Genomic DNA, 19,670 nt, shown 5'->3' on the forward strand with positions numbered 1-19,670 from the left:
ATCAATCGAAGTTCTCATCTAGCAAAAGAATAAAATAGCTATCCTTTTATACGTATTCCACTGGACATACAAGAACTCCTTTATTCTCAAAATCGACTTTGACCATCTTTGACTTAACTGTACTAAAATGAAATAAAATGAGCAAAGTACCTGCTCACTCTTCCTTACTTTTTTCTACTGAAGCCAATATACGCTCGGCATGGAGTCGTTCACGAAATAGTTTCGCTCTAAATATATCTCGTTCTTCCTGAGATAATTCCACATCAGCATATTGTTGTAAAAATCCTGTTTGCATGAAAATGAGTAGTTCATTCAAAATGGACATGTCTATATCTTCAATAATGCCAATGTCAATACCTAATCGAACATCCGACAAACAACGTGCCGCCTCACCTGATGGCAATAAACGGGCATAGCTAATTGTACCGAGCGAACGGAAAACTCTATTTTCCAATGCAATTCGCGATTTCGCTAGTAGCAATTCACGTGAATTCCGTTCATGGGCGATTAAACGCGATGTAATATTGCCCAAATCGACAAGAATTTCCTGCTCCGTTTTACCAAGTGTCGTCTGATTCGAGACTTGATAAACGTTGCCAGGCGCCTCACTACCTTCACCATAGCTCCCTCGGACGACCATACCCAGCCTCGAAATAGCTGGAATAATACGATCAATTTGCTTAGTCATCGTCAGCGCTGGTAAATGCATCATGACGGACGCTCGCATCCCCGTTCCTGTATTTGATGGACAGCTTGTTAAATAGCCGAAATCCTCATCAAACGCATATGGCAATTCTTTTTCCAAGTGATCATCTACTTGGTTCGCCTGATTGTAAGCATCCTCAAGCTGAAGTCCCGGATAGATGCATTGGATGCGAATATGATCCTCCTCATTGACCATGACACTAATTGTTTCGTCCTCCGATAGAATGACTGCCCCTTGCCGATCTGGATTAGCCAAATGCGGGCTAATTAAATGCTTCTCAACAAGTACTTGGCGCTCAAGTGCTGGAAGATCCGCCATTTTCGTATAGGTGTATTCACTTTCATCCGAATCGAGCAGGACGCCAGCAACAGCCTTATCGACAGCCATTGCATCTTCCTCTTTAAATGCAATTGGAAAATGATAACCCGTTAGATTGCGAGCTAAGCGAATCCGCGTTGACATCACAATGTCCGAATGCTCACCATGAGCCGTCATCCAGCCTGTCACCGCATTGCGCATGAACTTTTCAATCGACATCGCTCGTTTCACCTCCATTGGCAAGGTGTTGCTTTAGTGTATTCGCCTCATCACGTAAAGCTGCCGCTTCTTCAAATTGCTCCGCCTCGATAGCTACTTGCATTTTCACACGAATTTCTTCGATTTTCTTTTTAACTGCATATAATTTATTGAATGACACCGGGATTTTCCCTACATGACTCGAGTGACCATTGTGGAGCTTTCTTAATACTTGTGGCAATTTGCCACGGAATGTGTCGTAACACGTTGCACAACCAAATTTGCCAATTTCGATGAACTTTTGGAATGTCAAGCCACATGAAGGACATTCAAGCCCGGTTTGCGAACTATCACGTGCTTGCTGCTGTGCTTGAAATGGGTCCGTCCCGCTAAACCAGTGTGACAGAAACTGCTGAATCGACAACGGCTCCTGATTTGGGTCAAAGTGGAATGCCTGCATCTGAAAAGCACATTTATCACATAAATGACGCTCCACCGAACCCGCCACACTTTCCTGCGTAATAATGACGGAGGCTGGTCGTTCCTTACAATTTTCACATATCACAAAATCACCTCATTGTGGTTAGAATCAATTACGCCTCGGCGTGATTGTGTCGGGATTTTGAATTGTGCTTGCACAATTCACTCCCCTCAAAATCCCCGACATCCGCCGGAGGCTTAATTTGAATCAGCAAATGTATTTGTACTGAAAGCGAAGCGTCAGCTACAGGGAGTTTGAACTTCATTTGATTGAAATACTTTTTTGGCATTCATTCCCACACTTATAGAAGTGGGGAACTTCTGCTGAATCAAATTGGCATTCAGTCTAACTGCTCATAAATAAGCGTTACGAGCATCGCCTGTAAAATCCGGGCACGAAGAATATCACGTTCTGGAAGCGGCTGATAGAGCGTTGTACGATCGACAGCAGCTAAAATAAGCCTCGATTCACGCTCTGACACAACTTCCTCCTCCATCAATCTATAGACAATATCCTCAGCCATCGTAAAGGAGATTCCCGTTCGAATCCCTTCTAAAACATGTTCAATCAATTCTTTGCGCGAATTGGTCTGCACTCGAAAAATACGGATATAGCCACCGCCGCCACGCTTCGATTCAACTGCGTAACCACGTTCTACCGTAAAACGAGTTTTAATAACGTAATTGATTTGAGAAGGTACGCATTGGAACTTCTCTGCAACTTCACTGCGCTTAATGACTATTGCGCCTTTCTGTTCTTCTTCGATGATGGCCTTTAAATAACCTTCTATAATGTCAGAAATATTTCGCATGTCCTCACCTCTTTCATACCGGGTGATAAGCCGTTGACTTTGACTATCTTTGACTTAATTGTACATGACGCACCGATTAATCTGCAATTGAAAAGCACTGCAACTCGTAGTATCGACATGTTTGGCTATCATTTAATCATCATACAAAAACGGAGTACACGAGAAATCTCTCTGTACTCCGTTACCTAATTATTTCATACTGTTATTCGTCAAGGCTTTCACCGGTAAGAAAAGCTCACCTGTCTCTATATACGTAATCGCCAATTGATCGCCTTCTTGAATGTAAATTGCAAGTGGCACCATTTCAGATGACACGCTAAAGTTCCGTCCATCAGCAGCCAAAAACGACACTAATGTAAAGTCACCGACACGTTCTTTGAAAACACGCACGACAGTCACCGACGTTTGCGCCTCTTCAGCGCCCGAACTACCATCGACAGTACTGCCTCCGCGTTGAAGTGCTGTTTTATACAATTTCAATGCTTCGTTCGGAGTATTTCCATACACCGAAATTTCCGGATTTGCTGCAGATACGATGAAATAATTTTGCAAAAATCCGTTTGAATCGAGCACCGGAGTCAACCAGCTGGCTTCCCCGTAGAAGTTGTACAGCACCGGCATTTCACCGGACCATTTCTTTTCGATGAATTTCTTTTCAATGATTTGAAGTGCCCCTTGCGAATCCATATAGGACTCCTCCAGATTGCCCGTATAATACGTTGCTTCACCCGTCCGACCATCCGTCAAGGCATAACCAAGCATCGAATCGACGCCTTCTTTCGGACTTGTAAAATCAGTGAAGTAAAACATATGACCATTCTCGTCAAAAATCGGACTCACATTAGCTTCGGTCCCTTCATCTGACGGCAATTTCACATCTTTTTTCCCGAATACCGAATTCCAGAATCCGTGAACATAGTTACCAAAATAACTATTTTGTAAACTAACTGCTTCAGGCGAAACAGCACCATCGATAAATGCAGGTACATCCGCAAGTGCATATTTCGCCATCTCTCCCGTCGCCGGATCAACCACTACAATCCCTTGAACATCAAAGCCGTTGCGTGCCGTAATAAAGTTCCCGTATGAGCGGATATAATAAGGCACTCCTTCATTATCAATTTCTAGCTGGACATCCCCGTAGAAAATGAGATTCGGCATTTCCATCCGCATATGACGCTCCACTTGCTTGTGGAAAAACGATGAAGGCGTATAAGTCATTTCAACCTTCACGAATTTCGGATTATCTGCCGAATCAGTCGCACTCATTGTGAAATACCCAGGTGTTGTTTTCCCAGCCCACCACTTGAAAAGACCCGAAAATTCAACAGGTGCGATGTAGACAAAATCATCGCCAACTTTTTGAATTTGTAAATTGCCTAATTCATAATAACTCGTATTCGGTACTTGACCGAACGCTTTCTTCATCTTGTTACGTGCAAACTTCGGCGGCACACTTGCCGGTGTTTTCGTTTCATCAAACGCTTTGATTTCCACCTGCTGATCCATCTCGACAGCCTTGTATTTCTGATCTGCGTTGAATAAAGGCGCGCTGAGGATATAAGCACCGAAAGCAATTGCTCCTAGTAATAAGACAATCTTAAATTTGCGGTCTTTACTCCCCGCAACAACTGCGCCCAATAAAGTGACCACGAGTAGCGGACCCCATAATGACGTCCAGTTGCGATCCATATTGGTTAGATAATAAAAGGCAAACACGAGTATTGTACTTACAACAGCAGTGCTAGCCACAGCCGCGACCTTGTTAAAAGAAACCGGCTCTTTCGTCTCCTTTTTGTTCAACACAAACGGGACAATAATTAAACTTGACACAATCCCTGTAATGATTGAGAAGATAAGTAAATTAATCATCTAAAACACTCTTTTCTATAGCAAAGATTTTTTTCACATATCTCTTATACGATTAGACTATAGAATCGTTTCACTTTTCACGAAAAAACCACCAGCAAAATTCGCTAGCGGTCTCTTTTCATTTATTCTTCTCTTCATCTTTTGGAAATAAAAAGTAAGCTAAAATTCCACTGACGGCCATTGCACCTAGCGTAATATAAATGCGAGACATAGGCGGGACCTCTTGGTGGTTCTTGTTCAACATCATAATACTAACCGTCCCGACAATCATCATGATGGGAATAATATATTTAAATGCTCTCAACTCGTTCACCTTCTGTTTGTCATATTATCTTCATCTTACCATAGACTTTCTAGCTTTCTACAAAGGATTGCTTGACGGAAGCAAATTATAACGTTATGATAATTTCAATTATTCAACTTTATCCAGCGAGGGTTTGCCTCCGGCGGATTTCACAATTTCATAATTATTCTTATCAAGAGAAGCAGAGGGAACTGGCCCTATGAAGCTTCAGCAACCTGCCTATATGGACTGGTGCTAATTCCAGAAGAATCCCCGTGGTTCTGAAGATGAGAAGGGACAACTACGTAAACTCGTAAAGCCTTCTTTATTTGAAGGCTTTTTTTATTTTCTTAAAAGCTACAAAATAATTGATGTAAAGAGAGAGTGATGAGCTATGCCGAGACACCCTATTGAAGAACAACTACAGAAAAGAATACTTATTATGGATGGCGCAATGGGAACCATGCTACAAAATGCCAACCTTTCTGCCGAGGATTTCGGTGGTGAAGAATACGATGGCTGTAATGAGTATTTAAATATCGTAAAGCCCGATGTCCTAAATCGCATTCACCGCGAATATTTGGAGGCTGGCGCAGATATCATCTCCACAAACACATTTGGCGGAACACCCATTGTTCTCGATGACTATGATTTGGGTGAACGAGCACATGATATTAACTTCCATGCTGCGCAAATAGCTAAAAAGTGTGCGGAAGACTTTTCTACACCTGAATGGCCGCGTTTCGTTGCAGGTGCAATGGGCCCAACGACCAAAACATTATCCGTTACAGGCGGAGCTACATTTGATGGCCTGACACAGGACTTTTATATACAAGCAAAAGCATTGATCGAAGGCGGCTGTGATTTGCTATTGATGGAAACGAGCCAGGATATGTTGAATGTCAAAGCCGGCACATTAGGGATCAAGCGTGCATTTGAGGAAACAGGACTAGAATTACCTGTTATGATTTCTGGAACAATTGAGCCAATGGGAACAACATTAGCTGGTCAAAGCATTGAATCATTTTATATTTCAATCGAGCATATAAAACCACTATCTGTTGGCCTGAACTGTGCAACAGGTCCGGAGTTCATGACAGACCACCTTCGCTCACTATCAGACCTAGCCACAAGTTATGTCAGTTGTTACCCAAATGCTGGGCTTCCAGACGAGGAAGGTCATTACCATGAATCACCTGAGTCTCTCTCTAAAAAACTACAAGGCTTTGCTGATAAAGGTTGGTTAAATATCGTAGGGGGCTGTTGCGGAACAACACCTGAGCATATCCGTGCGATTCGTGAAGTAGTCGCTGATAAAAAGCCGCGCCAAGGTCCCGAAACGATTCACGGTCATGTCGTATCGGGTATTGAACCAATACTGTATGACGACTCTATGCGTCCGCTATTAATTGGCGAACGAACAAATGTTATCGGGTCTCGGAAATTCAAACAGCTAATCGTTGACGGCAAATTTGAAGAAGCATCCGAAATTGCGCGTGCACAAGTAAAAGGTGGCGCACACGTCATTGATATTTGTCTAGCTAATCCAGATCGTGACGAGTTAGAGGATGTCACAAAATTCATGAAGGAAGTTGTCAAAAAAGTGAAAGTGCCTCTCGTCATTGATTCCACAGACGAGAAGGTTATTGAAGAAGCATTAAAATATTCACAAGGGAAAGTCATCATTAACTCCATCAACTTGGAGGATGGCGAAGACCGCTACGATGCTGTAATGCCACTTGTCAAAAAGTTTGGTGCAGCTGTCGTTGTTGGGACAATCGACGAACCTGGAATGGCGGTTACGCGTGAACGGAAACTCGAAGTTGCAGAGCGTTCTTATGATCTTCTTGTCAATAAATGGGGACTATCGCCAGAAGATATCATTTTCGATCCACTTGTTTTCCCAGTCGGTACAGGAGACGAGCAATACATCGGGTCTGCCGTAGAAACGATTGAAGGTATTCGTCTCATTAAAGAAAAGTTACCACGCGCCTTGACGATTCTCGGTGTCAGTAACGTGTCATTCGGTCTGCCCCCTGTCGGCCGTGAAGTATTGAATGCTGTGTATTTATATCACTGTACGCAAGCAGGTCTCGACTATGCAATTGTCAATACGGAGAAACTAGAACGCTATGCTTCTATTCCGGAAGCCGAAATTAAAATGGCCAATGATTTACTATTCAACACAACAGATGAAACGCTTGCCGAATTTACTAATTTCTATCGTGGCAAGAAAAAAGAGAAAACAGAAGATGATATTCCAAAAACCGTTCCAGAACGCCTAAGCTATTATATCGTCGAAGGAACAAAAGAGGGCTTAATTCCTGACTTGGAAGCCGCCCTCGAGATGTATGATGCACCCCTTGACATCATTAATGGACCATTGATGGCTGGTATGGCTGAAGTGGGACATTTATTCAATACGAACAAACTAATTGTTGCAGAAGTACTTCAAAGTGCTGGTGTGATGAAAGCATCCGTGGCGTTCCTCGAGCAGTTCATGGATAAAGCCGAGGGTGACACAGGTAAAGGGAAAATTGTTTTAGCGACTGTTAAAGGTGATGTCCATGATATCGGGAAAAACTTAGTAGAAATCATCCTAAGCAACAACGGCTTCACAGTCGTTGATATTGGTATTAAGGTGACACCTTCAACACTGATTGACGTCATTCGAAAAGAAAAGCCTGATATTATCGGCTTGTCTGGATTACTCGTCAAATCTGCCCAACAAATGGTGCTCACCGCCCAAGACTTTAAAGCGGCGGGCATTGATTTACCGATTATGGTTGGTGGGGCTGCACTGACCCGCCGATTTACCGATACAAAAATTGCCGCAGAATACGATGGACCTGTGCTGTATGCCAAAGATGCGATGTTCGGACTCGAACTTGCCAATCGACTTCAGAATAAAGAAGAAAAAGCAGCTTTGCTCATTGAATTGGATGAACAACGTACAAAACGTGCGGAAAACGATGCCATTAAAGCAGCGAAGCTAGCAGATGCTCCAGAAGTAATTGCACCAAAGCCTGTAAAAACCGTACGTGAAGATGTACCCGTCGTAGTTCCAAAAGATTTACGCCGCCGCATTCAAAAAGACTATTCCGTTCCCCATCTCTATCCGTATGTCAACATGCGGACATTAATTGGTCACCATCTTGGGCTGCGGGGCAATGTTAATAAAATGTTGGAAAATAAAGAGCCGCGTGCGGTGGAGCTACATGAAATGGTTACTCAATTTTTAGAATCTGGTAACTTGTCGGCATCTGGACTTTATCAATTTTTCCCAGCACAATCTGATGGCGATGATGTCATCGTGTACGATCCAGAAGACGTGACAAAAGAAATTGAACGCTTCACATTCCCTCGCCAAAGCAAAGAGCCATTCCTTTGCCTAGCTGACTATTTGAAACCAGTGTCTAGTGGTGTGATGGATTATGTTGGCTTCATGCAAGTGACTGCAGGACACGGCGTTCGAGCTTTCGCCGACAAGTTTAAAGCAGAAGGTAAGTTCCTGGAGAGCCATGCGTTCCAAGCAACTGCGCTTGAGCTTGCAGAAGGGTTTGCAGAACGGATTCACCAAGAAATGCGCGACCACTTGGGTACTCCAGATCCAACGGACTTTACAATGCTTGAACGCTTTGCGGCAAAATACACGGGACAACGCTTCTCGTTCGGCTATCCCGCATGTCCAAATTTAGACGACCAAGCAAAGTTATTCAAACTATTAAAACCTGAAGATATCGGCGTCCATTTAACAGAGGAATTCATGATGGAACCAGAAGCATCTGTTTCTGCAATTGTTTTCGCCCATCCAGATGCAAGGTATTTTAATGTCGATTAATTAAAAAAAGAAGCGTTTCCGTCAGTCGATTAACCAACTGACGGGAACGCCTTTTTTAACTTTAGAAAAATACACTCGTCTTTGATTTCAAAATGCTAAGAGCTGGCGAGAACATTACATTTTTCACTTATTTATCTCCATTGTTATCGGCCAAACCCACGACCGAATCCACGACCGAATCCGCCACCGAATCCCATTCCAGGGCCAGGGCCTCCAAAACCTGGTCCGAAACCACCTCCTGGGCCACCAAAACCCGGTCCGCCCCCTGGGCCAAATCCACCACCAAACTGCTGACCACCACTAGGGAATACCGTTGAACCTGGTACCGTTCTAGTCGTTTCCGTCACATAGTTACGCGGCACCACCACAGTGTGCTGTCGGTTCACGTTGACAATCGGATGAATAACAGGAACTTCCTGCCGAACGAACGTATCGTGGCATCGGTATTGCGTCGGACACACAATGGGTTGCATTTGATTACTCGGTCGCATCTGATTACAATTGCACTGACCATGCATCCGATTACACCCACACATCCCCTGCATCTGGTTAGAGTTCCATTGTCCATGTTGCATCATACTCTCACCTCCTCCTTCTATTAGATGTGAGAAGTAGAGGGACAAACGGGCGAGCAACTAGACCGGAGAGAAAATGCCAGAATCTACGATTACACTTTTCTCATTCTAACGGCAGATGTCAATAAACGCATTGCACCTATGACTAGGGGAACAACACAGATGGCAAATATCAACAACATTAATTTTTCAAATGAAGCTAGATTCCCTGCCTGAAACGATGAATAATTCGCCACAAGGATTACTACTACCCACGCCCCTACAAATAATAAATCCAAAGCAGCGGCTTCCAGTAACTTCCGAGCCCGCATTTTATTCCCCTGATTGCTATTTGTAAATTGCGGAGGTTTATCCCCCTTATTGTATGACTGCGCCCATAACGAGTACTTCATAAACCGTAATCCGTTCGTAAGCTTCAGCTGCCAGCCAGCACCTTTATGCATGTCAAAGTAAGCGGGTGATGTTGTCCAGTGGTAATCCAGTATATAAGCTATCTGTCTAGGCTGTCCTTTTTCAAAAATAAACTTGAAACCTTTGATTTGGACTAGTACATGTCCTTGCGCCGCCATCTTTGTCAACCATTTTCCTAATCTATCCGGAGCATCCATCCAACCTATTCGCCACTTGACGAATGTTTCACCCAATGGCTCAGCCAAGTCTATATGCGCATACTCCTCCCCATAAAGTTGTTTTTCAGCCACATTTACTTTATCGGATACATAAATGAAAAGTACTATAGTAAAGATCATAAGTCCGATTAAGATTGCGCCTATTAACCAATGGATATTCAGCTCACCACCTGGCGGCCCGACTATTAATAAGAAGAAAGCAATAAATAACGACAACTTCGTCATCCAACTCAATACATTTTGGTGAACGCGATTACGCCTTAGTCTATTTTCAGGTGAGGGAAATGCCTTTATATCAGCAAGTGAGTTCTTCACAAATTTCCATCTTTGGTCGGAAGCAGCAACTTCCCAACCGGCATTTTCCAAGCCTTTCGGTAGTACACTCTCCGATTTATCATAAACAACTTGGTAGTTTGCCTCTTCAGCATCCCCACTCGCAAACGTGAAAATTCGAGTCAACCGATTCATAGCCGTTAAATGCTGACCTTCCGCTGCCATTTCCGACAGCCAACGCTCCGTCTTTTCCACATCATAACTCCAAAGTGGTCGCCATTTTTTTATTGTCATTGGAATCCCCCCTCATGCTTGATTATTCCAACAATAAATCCTGTAATTATCCCCTGCGCATTCTGAACGCATATTTCATCGTGCGAGTCATGATTAATAGTGGAGACGATAAAGAAAGGATGAATGCTACAAATATAACTTTATTGAACATACTCCAACTGTCCCTTAGATACATTGAATAATTCAGACTGATAAAAAAGACAGCAATCACAAGAAAATATAAAAGTAGGACAGCCGCTGATAATACTACTTTTCGAACTTGCGCTTTCTTCTCAACAGAATCGTATGTAAATCGCGGCATTTCACCCCCTTCGTCATACGGTTGCGCCCATAAGGAGTATTTTGCAAATGAAGAAGGTGATGTGTATTTCAGCTGCCAGCCTGTACTTTGATGAACATTAAAGTACGAAGGCGATGCTTTTAATTGATAGTCAAATACATACGACACACATTTTGGTTCCCCTTTTTCAAATACGAATCTAAGACCTGGTTTTCCGATACGGACGAGATGATTACCTTCTGCAGACATTTCCGACAACCAGTTTTCCAGTATATCCGGGGCATACATCCAACCAAATCTCCACTTGGTGAATGTGTCCCCAACAGATTCCTTCACATCCGTAGCTCCGCCAAAAAACTTCTTCTCAAAACGTCTTACTTTTTGAATCATAAAAATAGCAAGACCCATAACGACTATAATTTGCAAGAAAAAGAGGACTGTCAATGACCAAAATGGACTTGGTTCGACTGTAGCCGCTCCCTTTATGACCATAAATAAAGTAATAAGCATCATGAGTAGAGGCATAATGTAGAATAAAGCCAATCCAGTCAACAGATAGAAGTGAATTCTATTCCTTTTCAATACTCCTTCACGAGATGGAAAAATACTTATTTCCTCGGATTTATTTTTCATGAACTTCCACTTTTTCTCCGATAGTGTTTCTTCCCACCCCGCCTCTGCTAACTTTCGCGGTAACGTATTTTGCGATTTGTCATAGACAACTTGGAAATGAGCACTTTCAGCGGTCGCTTGATCAAATGTAAACATTCTTGTCATTCGATTTACATCCTTCAGGTGATTCTCCTGCGCCGCCATTTCCTTCAACCAACGCTCCGTCTTCTCCACATCATAACTCCAAAGTAATCGACATTTTTTTATCGTCATTGGAATTCCCCCTCATGCTTGATTACATTCGCATGTAACTCCTTTAGTCGTCCCATCTCATGTCGCATTAGCGCCTTCCCGACATCCGTAATTTCATAAATCGTTTTGCGCTTTTCATCCGCATAGACGGTTATAATTTCATCCCGTTGCATTTTGGTCAACGTGCCGTAAATCGTTCCAGATCCCAGTACCAATCGCCCTGTCGTCAATTCTTCTACATGCTTAATAATGCCATAGCCATGACGCGGTTCTATTAGTGACAACAAAATATAAAATGCCGTTTCCGTCATCGGGCTATATAATTTAATCACTTTTTCTGTTTTCAAGCGGAATCACATCCGTTCTTCCCATTCACTATGTCGCATCGTGACACATCGAGTCAAATGTATTCTGATAAATCGAAAAGGTTGTCCGCTATTGAACTCCCCTGTAGGAACTGGATTACCTAGCTGACAAACCCAGCTACCTCGCAGAAACCGGACTACCTTTTCCGCAAACTCAACTACCTTTTAACAAAACTGAACTACTTATCTGGCAAACCCGGCTACCCCATGGAAAATCAACTAACAAGTCGCTCCATTCCATAGAAAAATCCCCACATCTCTGTGGGGATTACGGTTATTGGTAGTCGCGCGGCAAGTCTTCTTCGTCAAAGCCATCCTGTTCTTGCCGTTTTTTCACGACTGGCTCATCTTCTTCATAACGTTCATAAATCGGAGCACCTTCACCAATCATTTTTAGCGAAGCAATGAAATCTCGATTATGCCGTAACTCTACTTCTGCTGGCTCAATAGGTAAACGTTCCATTCAAATCATCCTCCTCAACATATTAACCGCGGCTACATGCGATGGAAAACAACTCACTTGTTCTACTCTTTCTATCATTATACTAAATTTTCAGTCACGCGTAAATACTTGCGCCTATATCGTTTTATTATTTGTCCAACAAGGCTATACTTACAATAAAGAGGGAGGTCATTCCATGAAACGCATTGTATTATTTGACGGTGATTGTAATTTTTGTGATTCAAGTGTGCAGTTCATTATTAAACGTGACCCCGCTGCTCATTTTCTTTTCACTTCATTACAAAGCGACAAAGGTGTCGAGCTTGTGAAGCAATATAATATTCCCGCAGATGTAGACAGCTTGGTGTTAATCGCCAAAGGGAGAGCCTATACAAAATCCTCCGCTGCATTGCATATCGCAAAAAAATTGGATGGCTTATGGCATCTGTCATTCTTATTTATACTCGTCCCGCGCAAAATTCGTGACGGCGTTTATGATTATGTGGCAAAAAATCGCTACAAATGGTTTGGCAAAAAGGAAGATGCCTGTATGTTACCACCTCCCGAAATGCGGAAACGATTTATTTGAATTCAGCTGAATTCAAATAAAGCCTCCGGCGGATGTCACGGATTTTTAAGGGAACTTTTCGAGCGAGCTCGAAAAAATCCGGACGCAATTATGCCGAGGCATAATTGATTTGATGAATCACCACGGTGTTATCACCGCCACGGACTAGGTTATCACCGTCACCGAAATTTTCACGCCATAAAAGGGCTATCCACAATGAGATAGCCCTTTTTTCGTTCATTCACACTTGTAATTCCTTATTCTCCTCTGCGGTAAACGCCCGTGATCTTGTTAAAAAGCGTTTGCCTTCAACCCCTTCAAGTGAAAACATCCCACCGCGCCCATCGACAACGTCAATAATGAGCTGTGTATGCCGCCAATACTCAAATTGGTTTTTATGCATATAAAACGGGGCTCCTCCAATATGTCCAAGAAGAACATCTTGATTGCCAATAATCAATTCCCCATCTGGATAACACATTGGCGATGAGCCGTCACAGCAGCCTCCCGATTGGTGAAACATCAGTGGACCGTGTTTTTTCCTCAAAAGCTCCATGAGTTCAAGTGCAGCATCAGTCGCTATTACACGCTCAGTCATCCACACCCTCCTCCTTTTCTCTTAAAAGAAGCCTTGCTTGTTTTCATTGTAGCTAACAAGCATATTTTTCGTCTGCTGGTAATGATTCAACATCATGAGATGATTTTCACGACCAACGCCAGATGCTTTGTAGCCACCGAATGCAGCATGTGCTGGATAAGCGTGGTAGCAGTTTGTCCACACACGACCTGCTTGAATGCCGCGACCAAAGCGATAGGCTGTATTCATATCACGTGTCCACACACCCGAACCTAGGCCGTATAATGTATCATTAGCAATTTCAAGTGCTTCCTCTTTCGTTTTAAATGTCGTGACAGATACGACAGGACCAAAAATCTCTTCTTGGAAAATCCGCATTTTATTGTTGCCTTTAAAGACAGTTGGTTTGACGTAATAGCCGCCTTCCAAATCGCCTTCAAGGTGATTTTGTTCCCCACCAATCAGACATTCTGCACCTTCTTGTTTACCAATATCTAAATAGGATAGAATTTTCTCCAATTGTTCAGTCGACGCCTGCGCACCCATCATCACTGTCGGATCAAGCGGATTACCGACTTTAATAGCTTTCACTCGCTCTAGTGCACGCTCCATAAATTTATCGTAAATTGATTCTTGGATTAACGCACGTGAAGGGCATGTACACACTTCCCCTTGGTTAAGGGCAAACATGACAAAACCTTCTACCGCTTTATCCAAAAATGCATCGTCCTGATCCATTACATCTTCAAAGAAAATATTTGGCGATTTTCCACCTAACTCAAGTGTGACAGGGATGGCCGTTTGTGAAGCGTATTGCATAATGAGACGACCTGTTGTTGTTTCACCCGTAAACGCAATTTTACCGATGCGTGAGCTTGAAGCTAGCGGCTTCCCCGCCTCTAAACCAAAACCGTTGACGATATTCAATACGCCAGCTGGCAATAAATCTTCAATTAATTCCACAAGCACCAAAATAGATGCTGGCGTCTGTTCTGCTGGTTTCAACACGACGCAGTTCCCTGCTGCAAGTGCTGGTGCTAGCTTCCACACAGCCATTAAAATCGGGAAATTCCAAGGAATGATTTGTCCCACAACACCGATTGGCTCATGGAAATGATACGCTACCGTGTCATTGTCAATCTGACTGACGCCACCTTCTTGTGCACGAATCGCACTAGCAAAATAGCGGAAATGGTCGATAGCAAGCGGCAAGTCAGCATTCAACGTTTCACGAACTGCTTTGCCATTTTCCCACGTTTCTGCAACTGCCAGCATCTCCAAATTTTGTTCCATACGATCAGCAATTTTCAATAAAATATTTGAACGTTCCGTAACAGACGTTTTTCCCCAAGCGTCTTTTGCAGCATGTGCAGCATCCAATGCCAATTCAATATCTTCTGCAGTTGATCGGGCTACCTGTGTAAATACCTTACCTGTCACCGGAGTTGGATTGTCAAAGTATTGGCCATTCACTGGTGCTGTCCATTTACCGCCGATAAAATTCTCATAACGCTCCTTGAAATTTACCTTTGCTCCTTCTGTGTTCGGAAAAGCATAAACTGGATTTTCTACCGTTTGAACCATTCTCCATTCCTCCTTGTATGTTGAAATTTTCACATCCCGCTACTATACGTTGCAAACCCCTTCAGTATGCATCCATCATATTCCAAACGTAATGTATGCGCTTACAATACACCTGAAATAAAAAAGGAGCTCGTCTCCCGACTCTATCAAACTATATAGAATAATTCAATTATTTGTTTTCGTGATATTTCGACAAGCCACTCATTTCTTCATCAATTGTTAACTTCCCGGTAATAATTTGTTCATATTTAACTTTTAGAATAAAGATAATCAGATTGAACGGGAGGAATAAATGATGGATAAAGAGTTAGAAACAATTCAAGAGACTGGGGTAGAAACTGTGCAAGAAATAGTAAAAGCACCTAAGAACAAAAACAAGTCAGGTAAACGCTTTTTATCAACAATCGGAGCCGGTGTCATCGGGTCAATGCTAACATTGGGAGTCGTGGTCAATACCGATCTTTTGCAAGCAAGCTCTGAAGGAAGAATACCCGCCACTTCAAATGTTGCTCCTTATAATGTGCAGCAAACAACCGTAAAAGATCCAACATCACTAGCAGATATGGTGGAGCAGGCATCCAGCGCGATCGTCGGGGTGGTCAATTACAAAACTGCCGGTAATCGCTTCGCACAAAATACAGAGGCTGTGAATAGTGGAACAGGCTCAGGCGTCATTTACAAAATCGTCGACAATAAAGCCTATATCGTCACAAACAATCATGTCATTGAAGGAGCTGAAAAGCTGGAAGTTTCTTTAGAAAGTGGAGAAAAGACAACGGCAGAATTAGTGGGTAAAGATGCACTAAGCGATTTGGCTGTACTTACAATCGACGCAAAATATGCCAAATCAGTCCTCGAGTTCGGTAACTCTGACCAGATACGCGCAGGCGATGCGGTCGTTGCCATCGGTAATCCACTCGGTCTTGATTTTTCTGGTACTGTGACGCAAGGGATTATCAGCGCAGTCGATCGGTCCATTAACGTCAATACATCTGCCGGCGAATGGGAAATGAACGTCATTCAAACAGACGCGGCCATTAACCCTGGGAATAGCGGTGGAGCACTACTGAATTCAGCTGGACAAGTCATCGGCATTAACAGCTTGAAAATTTCCGAAAGTGGTGTTGAAGGACTCGGCTTTGCGATTCCAAGTAACGAAGTTATTCCACTGATTGAAGAAATGACAATACACGGACAAGTGGAACGCCCGTACATCGGTATCGGGCTTGCAGATCTTTCACAAGTGCCGCCTATGTATTTGCAAAATATTCCACAAGAAGTGAAAGGCGGCGTTATGGTCGCAAATGTCGATCCATCATCAGCTGCTGGAAAAGCTGGATTGTTGGCAGAGGACGTCATTACCGCCATTAACAGCACAGACATTACAAGCTCAACAGAACTACGCAAGTTTTTATATTCTCAACTCAAAGTTGGCGATATCGCTACATTTACGATTTATCGCGGTGCGGAATTAAAAACAATTGAAGTTACACTGACGAGTAATAAAACAACAACTGAATAATCACTTAGCAAAGACCTTTGCCACCGAAGCAAAGGTCTTTCTAGTTGCATATTTCCAATTTCCGATTTACCTTGAAAGTACCTACTATAAAATGAGAGGAGATGCAGCCCATTGAAAATTCTAGTAATTGAAGATAACGAAAGCGTTTCTTCAATGATTGAACTCTTTTTCTCAAAGGAAGGCATCGAAGGAGAATTCGTCAAAGACGGTCTCAAAGGCTATCGCCGTGCAAGTGAGGAGCATTGGGACTGCCTAATTGTCGATTGGATGCTGCCAGGAATGGATGGCGTGTCCATTTGCCGGAAGCTAAGGCAAGAAAAATATGCAGGTCCGATTATTATGCTCACCGCGAAAGATAGCGAATCAGACCAAGTACTCGGGCTTGAAATGGGTGCAGACGACTATGTCACAAAACCATTTAGCCCACTCGCTCTGATGGCGCGCATTAAAGCCGTGACACGCAGGTATTCCTCACAACAAGTGGACGTGCCGGAAGAAGGCATCATTGAAACCATTCATTTTAAAATCAATCACAATACACGCGAGGTAATGTTAGACAACAAGCCCGTCCTCAATTTAACACCAAAAGAATTCGATTTACTGTCCCATTTCGCCCAGCATCCAAAACAAGTCTTTTCTCGTGAGCAATTATTAGACAATGTCTGGGGCTATGATTTCTATGGCGATGACCGCACCGTAGACGTTCACATCAAGCGACTCCGTACGAAAATTGCAACAGACGAGCAACCGTTTTTCCACACTGTCTGGGGCGTTGGCTATCGATTTGATGAAACAATAGGTGAATCCAAATGAAAGTTAAATATCTATACCAGCAATTAGCCAGTCACGTAAGCGTCATCCTCATCGCCTTTTTAATATTGAGTTTGCTGTTCTCTCATTATATCGAGCAATTTGTCTATGATAATAAAACCGAAGAACTCGCGACTTATGGACAAACTATCTTACGCGACCTTGATCGCAATCCTCGTAACTCAACAAGCACCTTGCAAGCCTATGAACATGTGCTAAACGGTCGTGATATTCAATACATTTTATTCGACGAGCAATCCGCTATCATTTATTCTACCGAACTAAAAGCACCAGTCATTGGGCTGTTGAGTGAGGAAGAGTGGCAGGAGATTAAAAACGGCAAAACCGTTACGGTCAAACAAGACTTTAAACGCTTCAACGAAGCCGTTACATTTGTCCTGCTTCCCTACGTCCAAAACAATCAATTTGTTGGCGGCATCCTGTTGACTTCTCCCATTAAAGGCTCACGGGAAGTCATTACTCAAATGAATACCTATCTGTTATTTACAATGGTGCTCGCACTAGCGGTCGCATTATTACTCAGCTGGATTTTATCGAATTTCCACGGTAAACGTATCAAACGACTTCGAGAAGCTACTTCGATTGTTGCACAAGGGGATTACTCTGTACGTATCCCATCCGCTAATGTCGATGAGATCGGTGAACTTGCTGATGACTTCAACAAAATGGTGGAGAAATTGAATGTGTCCATGGAGGAAATCGAAAGCCTGGAAAATCGACGACGCCAGTTCATGGCGGATGTTTCCCATGAGCTACGAACGCCACTAACAACCATTCGTGGCATCATCGAAGGTATGAGAAATGACATGATTTCTGAAACAGAAAAAGAAAAAGGTTTCCAGCTTGCCAGTAACGAAACAATGCGACTCATTCGTCTCGTTAATGAAAACCTGGATTACGAAAAAATTCGTTCCAACCAAATTACACTGCTTAAACAAGATATCCAACTCGTTGAACTACTAGAAATTATTAAAGATCAGCTTGAAGGTGTTGCAGCTGAACAGCAGAATACGATTATCGTTGACGTAAATCCGACTGTGACTGTGCATGCTGATTATGATCGGCTCACCCAGATTTTGATTAACATCACGAAAAACAGTATTCAATTTACCGACAATGGATCTATCTTTTTGCGCGGCTATGTGCAAGATGATATGACTATTATTGAAATTGAAGACACCGGCATCGGCATTGATCCAGAAAATGTTGAAAAAATATGGGGACGCTTTTATAAAGCGATTGTTTCGCGGACTACGAATCCATATGGAGAGTTCGGACTCGGCCTATCAATCGTTAAACAGCTCGTCACCATGCATAACGGAACGATTGAAGTGACCAGTGAGCAAGGAAAAGGCACCAAATTTACGATTTTACTACCGAACTAGACTCCTCCGTAATAATTTGTTCATATTTTCGATGTACCATGAAGGTAATCAATGATTTTGGAGGAGAATACATGACTAAAAAATGGCTATACCCGCTAGTAATTGCTGTCATCCTTGTGATAGTAACCGGGTGTTCACAAGGAAATGAAGAAATCGTAGCAAAAGTGGGCGATGAAAAAATCACCAAAGAGGAATTGTACGACACGCTTGTCAAAGCTTCTGGACAACAAGCTCTTGATATAATGATTGAGGATAAAGTCATTGCAATGGAATTGAAAAAGGAAAAAGTGACCGTTTCTGACGAAGAAGTAGAGGCAGAGCTTGCAACGCAAATTGAAAGTGTCGGTGGAGAGGAAGCCTTTGCCGCTGCGTTAGAGCAAGGCGGTATCACCGAAAAGGAGTTCAAAGACAGTATTACTGAATATTTATCTATCCGAGAAGTGGTTGAACCACGCATCGACATAACAGACGAGGACACTAAAGCTTATTTCGATGAAAACAAGGAATCTCTTAGTACAGAGGATCAGGTTGAAGCCAGTCATATTTTAGTTGAGGATGAAGCAACAGCAAAAGAAATTGCCAAAAAGTTAGCGAATGGCGAGGATTTTGCAACGCTAGCAAAAGAGCACTCAACGGATACAGGTAGCGCAGAAAAAGGTGGAGAATTAGGCTACTTCAGCCATGGTAAAATGGTTGCCGAATTTGAAGAAGAAGCATTTTCAATGGAGATTGATGCGATCAGTGAGCCTGTGAAAACAGAACATGGCTACCATATCATTCACGTCACCGATAAAAAGGCGGCGAAAGAGGCTGTTTATGAAGACAGTAAAGAAGACATTGAAAAACTGTTACTCGAAGAACAAATGCAAACAGCCTATACCGATTGGATGGATGAAGCAAAAGAGAAATATGATATTGAAAACTCTTTGCTAGGGAAATAAAGGATGAGAAAAACGGAAAAGCTGAAATGG

General features: G+C 42.8%; 18 protein-coding genes and 1 riboswitch. Of the genes, 6 read left to right on the forward strand and 12 right to left on the reverse strand.

Annotated features, from left to right (window positions below):
- Positions 1-154 precede the first annotated feature (154 nt).
- The 5 genes from MKZ10_RS01375 to MKZ10_RS01395 all read right to left on the reverse strand — a co-directional run bounded on the left by MKZ10_RS01375 (position 155) and on the right by MKZ10_RS01395 (position 4,690).
- Positions 155-1,243, reverse strand: a complete 1,089-nt coding sequence (locus MKZ10_RS01375) for a protein arginine kinase (RefSeq protein ID WP_342507191.1) — start codon at positions 1,241-1,243, stop codon at positions 155-157.
- The gene (locus MKZ10_RS01380) at positions 1,233-1,787 is read right to left on the reverse strand and encodes a UvrB/UvrC motif-containing protein (RefSeq protein WP_342507193.1); all 555 of its coding nucleotides are present in this window, start codon (positions 1,785-1,787) and stop codon (positions 1,233-1,235) included. Before MKZ10_RS01380 ends, MKZ10_RS01375 begins: the two co-directional genes overlap by 11 nt.
- 256 nt (positions 1,788-2,043) lie before the next feature.
- The gene (locus MKZ10_RS01385) at positions 2,044-2,514 is read right to left on the reverse strand and encodes a CtsR family transcriptional regulator (protein WP_342507195.1); all 471 of its coding nucleotides are present in this window, start codon (positions 2,512-2,514) and stop codon (positions 2,044-2,046) included.
- Positions 2,515-2,703: 189 nt separating this feature from the next.
- The gene (locus MKZ10_RS01390; protein ID WP_342507197.1) at positions 2,704-4,386 is read right to left on the reverse strand and encodes a hypothetical protein; all 1,683 of its coding nucleotides are present in this window, start codon (positions 4,384-4,386) and stop codon (positions 2,704-2,706) included.
- A gap of 118 nt (positions 4,387-4,504) precedes the next feature.
- On the reverse strand, positions 4,505-4,690 hold the full coding sequence (locus MKZ10_RS01395) for a histidine kinase (protein ID WP_342507199.1): 186 nt from the start codon (positions 4,688-4,690) through the stop codon (positions 4,505-4,507).
- A 166-nt stretch (positions 4,691-4,856) separates the two neighbouring features.
- A riboswitch (SAM riboswitch) is annotated at positions 4,857-4,963 on the forward strand.
- A 100-nt stretch (positions 4,964-5,063) separates the two neighbouring features.
- On the opposite strand from MKZ10_RS01395, the gene metH reads away from it, so the two are divergent.
- Positions 5,064-8,510 carry a methionine synthase gene (gene metH / locus MKZ10_RS01400; protein WP_342507201.1) on the forward strand — a complete coding sequence of 1,149 codons (3,447 nt, stop codon included), beginning with the start codon at positions 5,064-5,066 and terminating at the stop codon, positions 8,508-8,510.
- A 143-nt stretch (positions 8,511-8,653) separates the two neighbouring features.
- Here metH and MKZ10_RS01405 read toward each other — a convergent pair whose 3' ends face one another.
- From MKZ10_RS01405 to MKZ10_RS01425, 5 genes are all read right to left on the reverse strand, one after another.
- Positions 8,654-9,088: a spore coat protein gene (locus MKZ10_RS01405; protein WP_342507202.1), complete on the reverse strand. Its 435-nt coding sequence runs from the start codon at positions 9,086-9,088 to the stop codon at positions 8,654-8,656.
- 89 nt (positions 9,089-9,177) lie between these two features.
- Positions 9,178-10,281 (reverse strand): DUF2812 domain-containing protein, encoded by a 1,104-nt coding sequence (locus MKZ10_RS01410; protein WP_342507205.1) that lies wholly within the window; start codon positions 10,279-10,281, stop codon positions 9,178-9,180.
- A gap of 46 nt (positions 10,282-10,327) precedes the next feature.
- Positions 10,328-11,446, reverse strand: coding sequence for a DUF2812 domain-containing protein (locus tag MKZ10_RS01415; RefSeq protein ID WP_342507206.1), 1,119 nt, complete (start codon positions 11,444-11,446; stop codon positions 10,328-10,330).
- Positions 11,443-11,772, reverse strand: a complete 330-nt coding sequence (locus MKZ10_RS01420; RefSeq protein WP_342507208.1) for a helix-turn-helix transcriptional regulator — start codon at positions 11,770-11,772, stop codon at positions 11,443-11,445. Before MKZ10_RS01420 ends, MKZ10_RS01415 begins: the two co-directional genes overlap by 4 nt.
- Before the next feature lie 292 nt (positions 11,773-12,064).
- Positions 12,065-12,253: a hypothetical protein gene (locus MKZ10_RS01425; RefSeq protein ID WP_203247842.1), complete on the reverse strand. Its 189-nt coding sequence runs from the start codon at positions 12,251-12,253 to the stop codon at positions 12,065-12,067.
- 175 nt (positions 12,254-12,428) lie between these two features.
- Between MKZ10_RS01425 and MKZ10_RS01430 the strand changes: the two genes are divergently transcribed.
- Entirely contained in the window at positions 12,429-12,821 is a 393-nt protein-coding gene (locus tag MKZ10_RS01430; RefSeq protein WP_342507210.1) for a DCC1-like thiol-disulfide oxidoreductase family protein, read from the forward strand.
- Between the two features lie 220 nt (positions 12,822-13,041).
- On the opposite strand, the gene MKZ10_RS01435 is transcribed toward MKZ10_RS01430, so the two are convergent.
- Both MKZ10_RS01435 and adh read right to left on the reverse strand, forming a co-directional pair.
- Entirely contained in the window at positions 13,042-13,398 is a 357-nt protein-coding gene (locus tag MKZ10_RS01435; RefSeq protein WP_342507212.1) for a DUF779 domain-containing protein, read from the reverse strand.
- A 21-nt stretch (positions 13,399-13,419) separates the two neighbouring features.
- Positions 13,420-14,961 carry an aldehyde dehydrogenase gene (gene adh / locus MKZ10_RS01440; RefSeq protein ID WP_342507215.1) on the reverse strand — a complete coding sequence of 514 codons (1,542 nt, stop codon included), beginning with the start codon at positions 14,959-14,961 and terminating at the stop codon, positions 13,420-13,422.
- A 292-nt stretch (positions 14,962-15,253) separates the two neighbouring features.
- Between adh and MKZ10_RS01445 the strand changes: the two genes are divergently transcribed.
- The 4 genes from MKZ10_RS01445 (at position 15,254) to MKZ10_RS01460 (ending at position 19,640) form a co-directional block, all read left to right on the forward strand.
- Positions 15,254-16,483, forward strand: coding sequence for a trypsin-like peptidase domain-containing protein (locus MKZ10_RS01445; RefSeq protein ID WP_342507217.1), 1,230 nt, complete (start codon positions 15,254-15,256; stop codon positions 16,481-16,483).
- Between the two features lie 111 nt (positions 16,484-16,594).
- Positions 16,595-17,296, forward strand: coding sequence for a response regulator transcription factor (locus tag MKZ10_RS01450; protein ID WP_342507219.1), 702 nt, complete (start codon positions 16,595-16,597; stop codon positions 17,294-17,296).
- Entirely contained in the window at positions 17,293-18,699 is a 1,407-nt protein-coding gene (locus tag MKZ10_RS01455) for a HAMP domain-containing sensor histidine kinase (RefSeq protein ID WP_342507221.1), read from the forward strand. Before MKZ10_RS01450 ends, MKZ10_RS01455 begins: the two co-directional genes overlap by 4 nt.
- 71 nt (positions 18,700-18,770) lie before the next feature.
- A complete protein-coding gene (locus MKZ10_RS01460; RefSeq protein ID WP_342507222.1) occupies positions 18,771-19,640 on the forward strand; it encodes a peptidylprolyl isomerase in 870 nt (289 codons plus the stop codon).
- The last annotated feature ends 30 nt before the right edge of the window (positions 19,641-19,670 follow it).

The sequence above is a fragment of the Sporosarcina sp. FSL K6-2383 genome, from assembly GCF_038618305.1.
In the GTDB taxonomy this organism is placed as follows: Bacteria; Bacillota; Bacilli; order Bacillales_A; family Planococcaceae; genus Sporosarcina.

What these genes read in the sequence shown, in the direction of transcription:
- MKZ10_RS01410 (WP_342507205.1), bottom strand. Translation starts at nt 10,281, where the DNA reads ATGACAATAAAAAAATGGCGACCACTTTGGAGTTATGATGTGGAAAAG.
- adh (WP_342507215.1), bottom strand. Translation starts at nt 14,961, where the DNA reads ATGGTTCAAACGGTAGAAAATCCAGTTTATGCTTTTCCGAACACAGAA.
- metH (WP_342507201.1), top strand. Translation starts at nt 5,064, where the DNA reads ATGCCGAGACACCCTATTGAAGAACAACTACAGAAAAGAATACTTATT.
- MKZ10_RS01375 (WP_342507191.1), bottom strand. Translation starts at nt 1,243, where the DNA reads ATGTCGATTGAAAAGTTCATGCGCAATGCGGTGACAGGCTGGATGACG.
- MKZ10_RS01385 (WP_342507195.1), bottom strand. Translation starts at nt 2,514, where the DNA reads ATGCGAAATATTTCTGACATTATAGAAGGTTATTTAAAGGCCATCATC.
- MKZ10_RS01445 (WP_342507217.1), top strand. Translation starts at nt 15,254, where the DNA reads ATGATGGATAAAGAGTTAGAAACAATTCAAGAGACTGGGGTAGAAACT.
- MKZ10_RS01415 (WP_342507206.1), bottom strand. Translation starts at nt 11,446, where the DNA reads ATGACGATAAAAAAATGTCGATTACTTTGGAGTTATGATGTGGAGAAG.
- MKZ10_RS01455 (WP_342507221.1), top strand. Translation starts at nt 17,293, where the DNA reads ATGAAAGTTAAATATCTATACCAGCAATTAGCCAGTCACGTAAGCGTC.
- MKZ10_RS01430 (WP_342507210.1), top strand. Translation starts at nt 12,429, where the DNA reads ATGAAACGCATTGTATTATTTGACGGTGATTGTAATTTTTGTGATTCA.
- MKZ10_RS01405 (WP_342507202.1), bottom strand. Translation starts at nt 9,088, where the DNA reads ATGATGCAACATGGACAATGGAACTCTAACCAGATGCAGGGGATGTGT.
- MKZ10_RS01435 (WP_342507212.1), bottom strand. Translation starts at nt 13,398, where the DNA reads ATGACTGAGCGTGTAATAGCGACTGATGCTGCACTTGAACTCATGGAG.
- MKZ10_RS01390 (WP_342507197.1), bottom strand. Translation starts at nt 4,386, where the DNA reads ATGATTAATTTACTTATCTTCTCAATCATTACAGGGATTGTGTCAAGT.
- MKZ10_RS01425 (WP_203247842.1), bottom strand. Translation starts at nt 12,253, where the DNA reads ATGGAACGTTTACCTATTGAGCCAGCAGAAGTAGAGTTACGGCATAAT.
- MKZ10_RS01460 (WP_342507222.1), top strand. Translation starts at nt 18,771, where the DNA reads ATGACTAAAAAATGGCTATACCCGCTAGTAATTGCTGTCATCCTTGTG.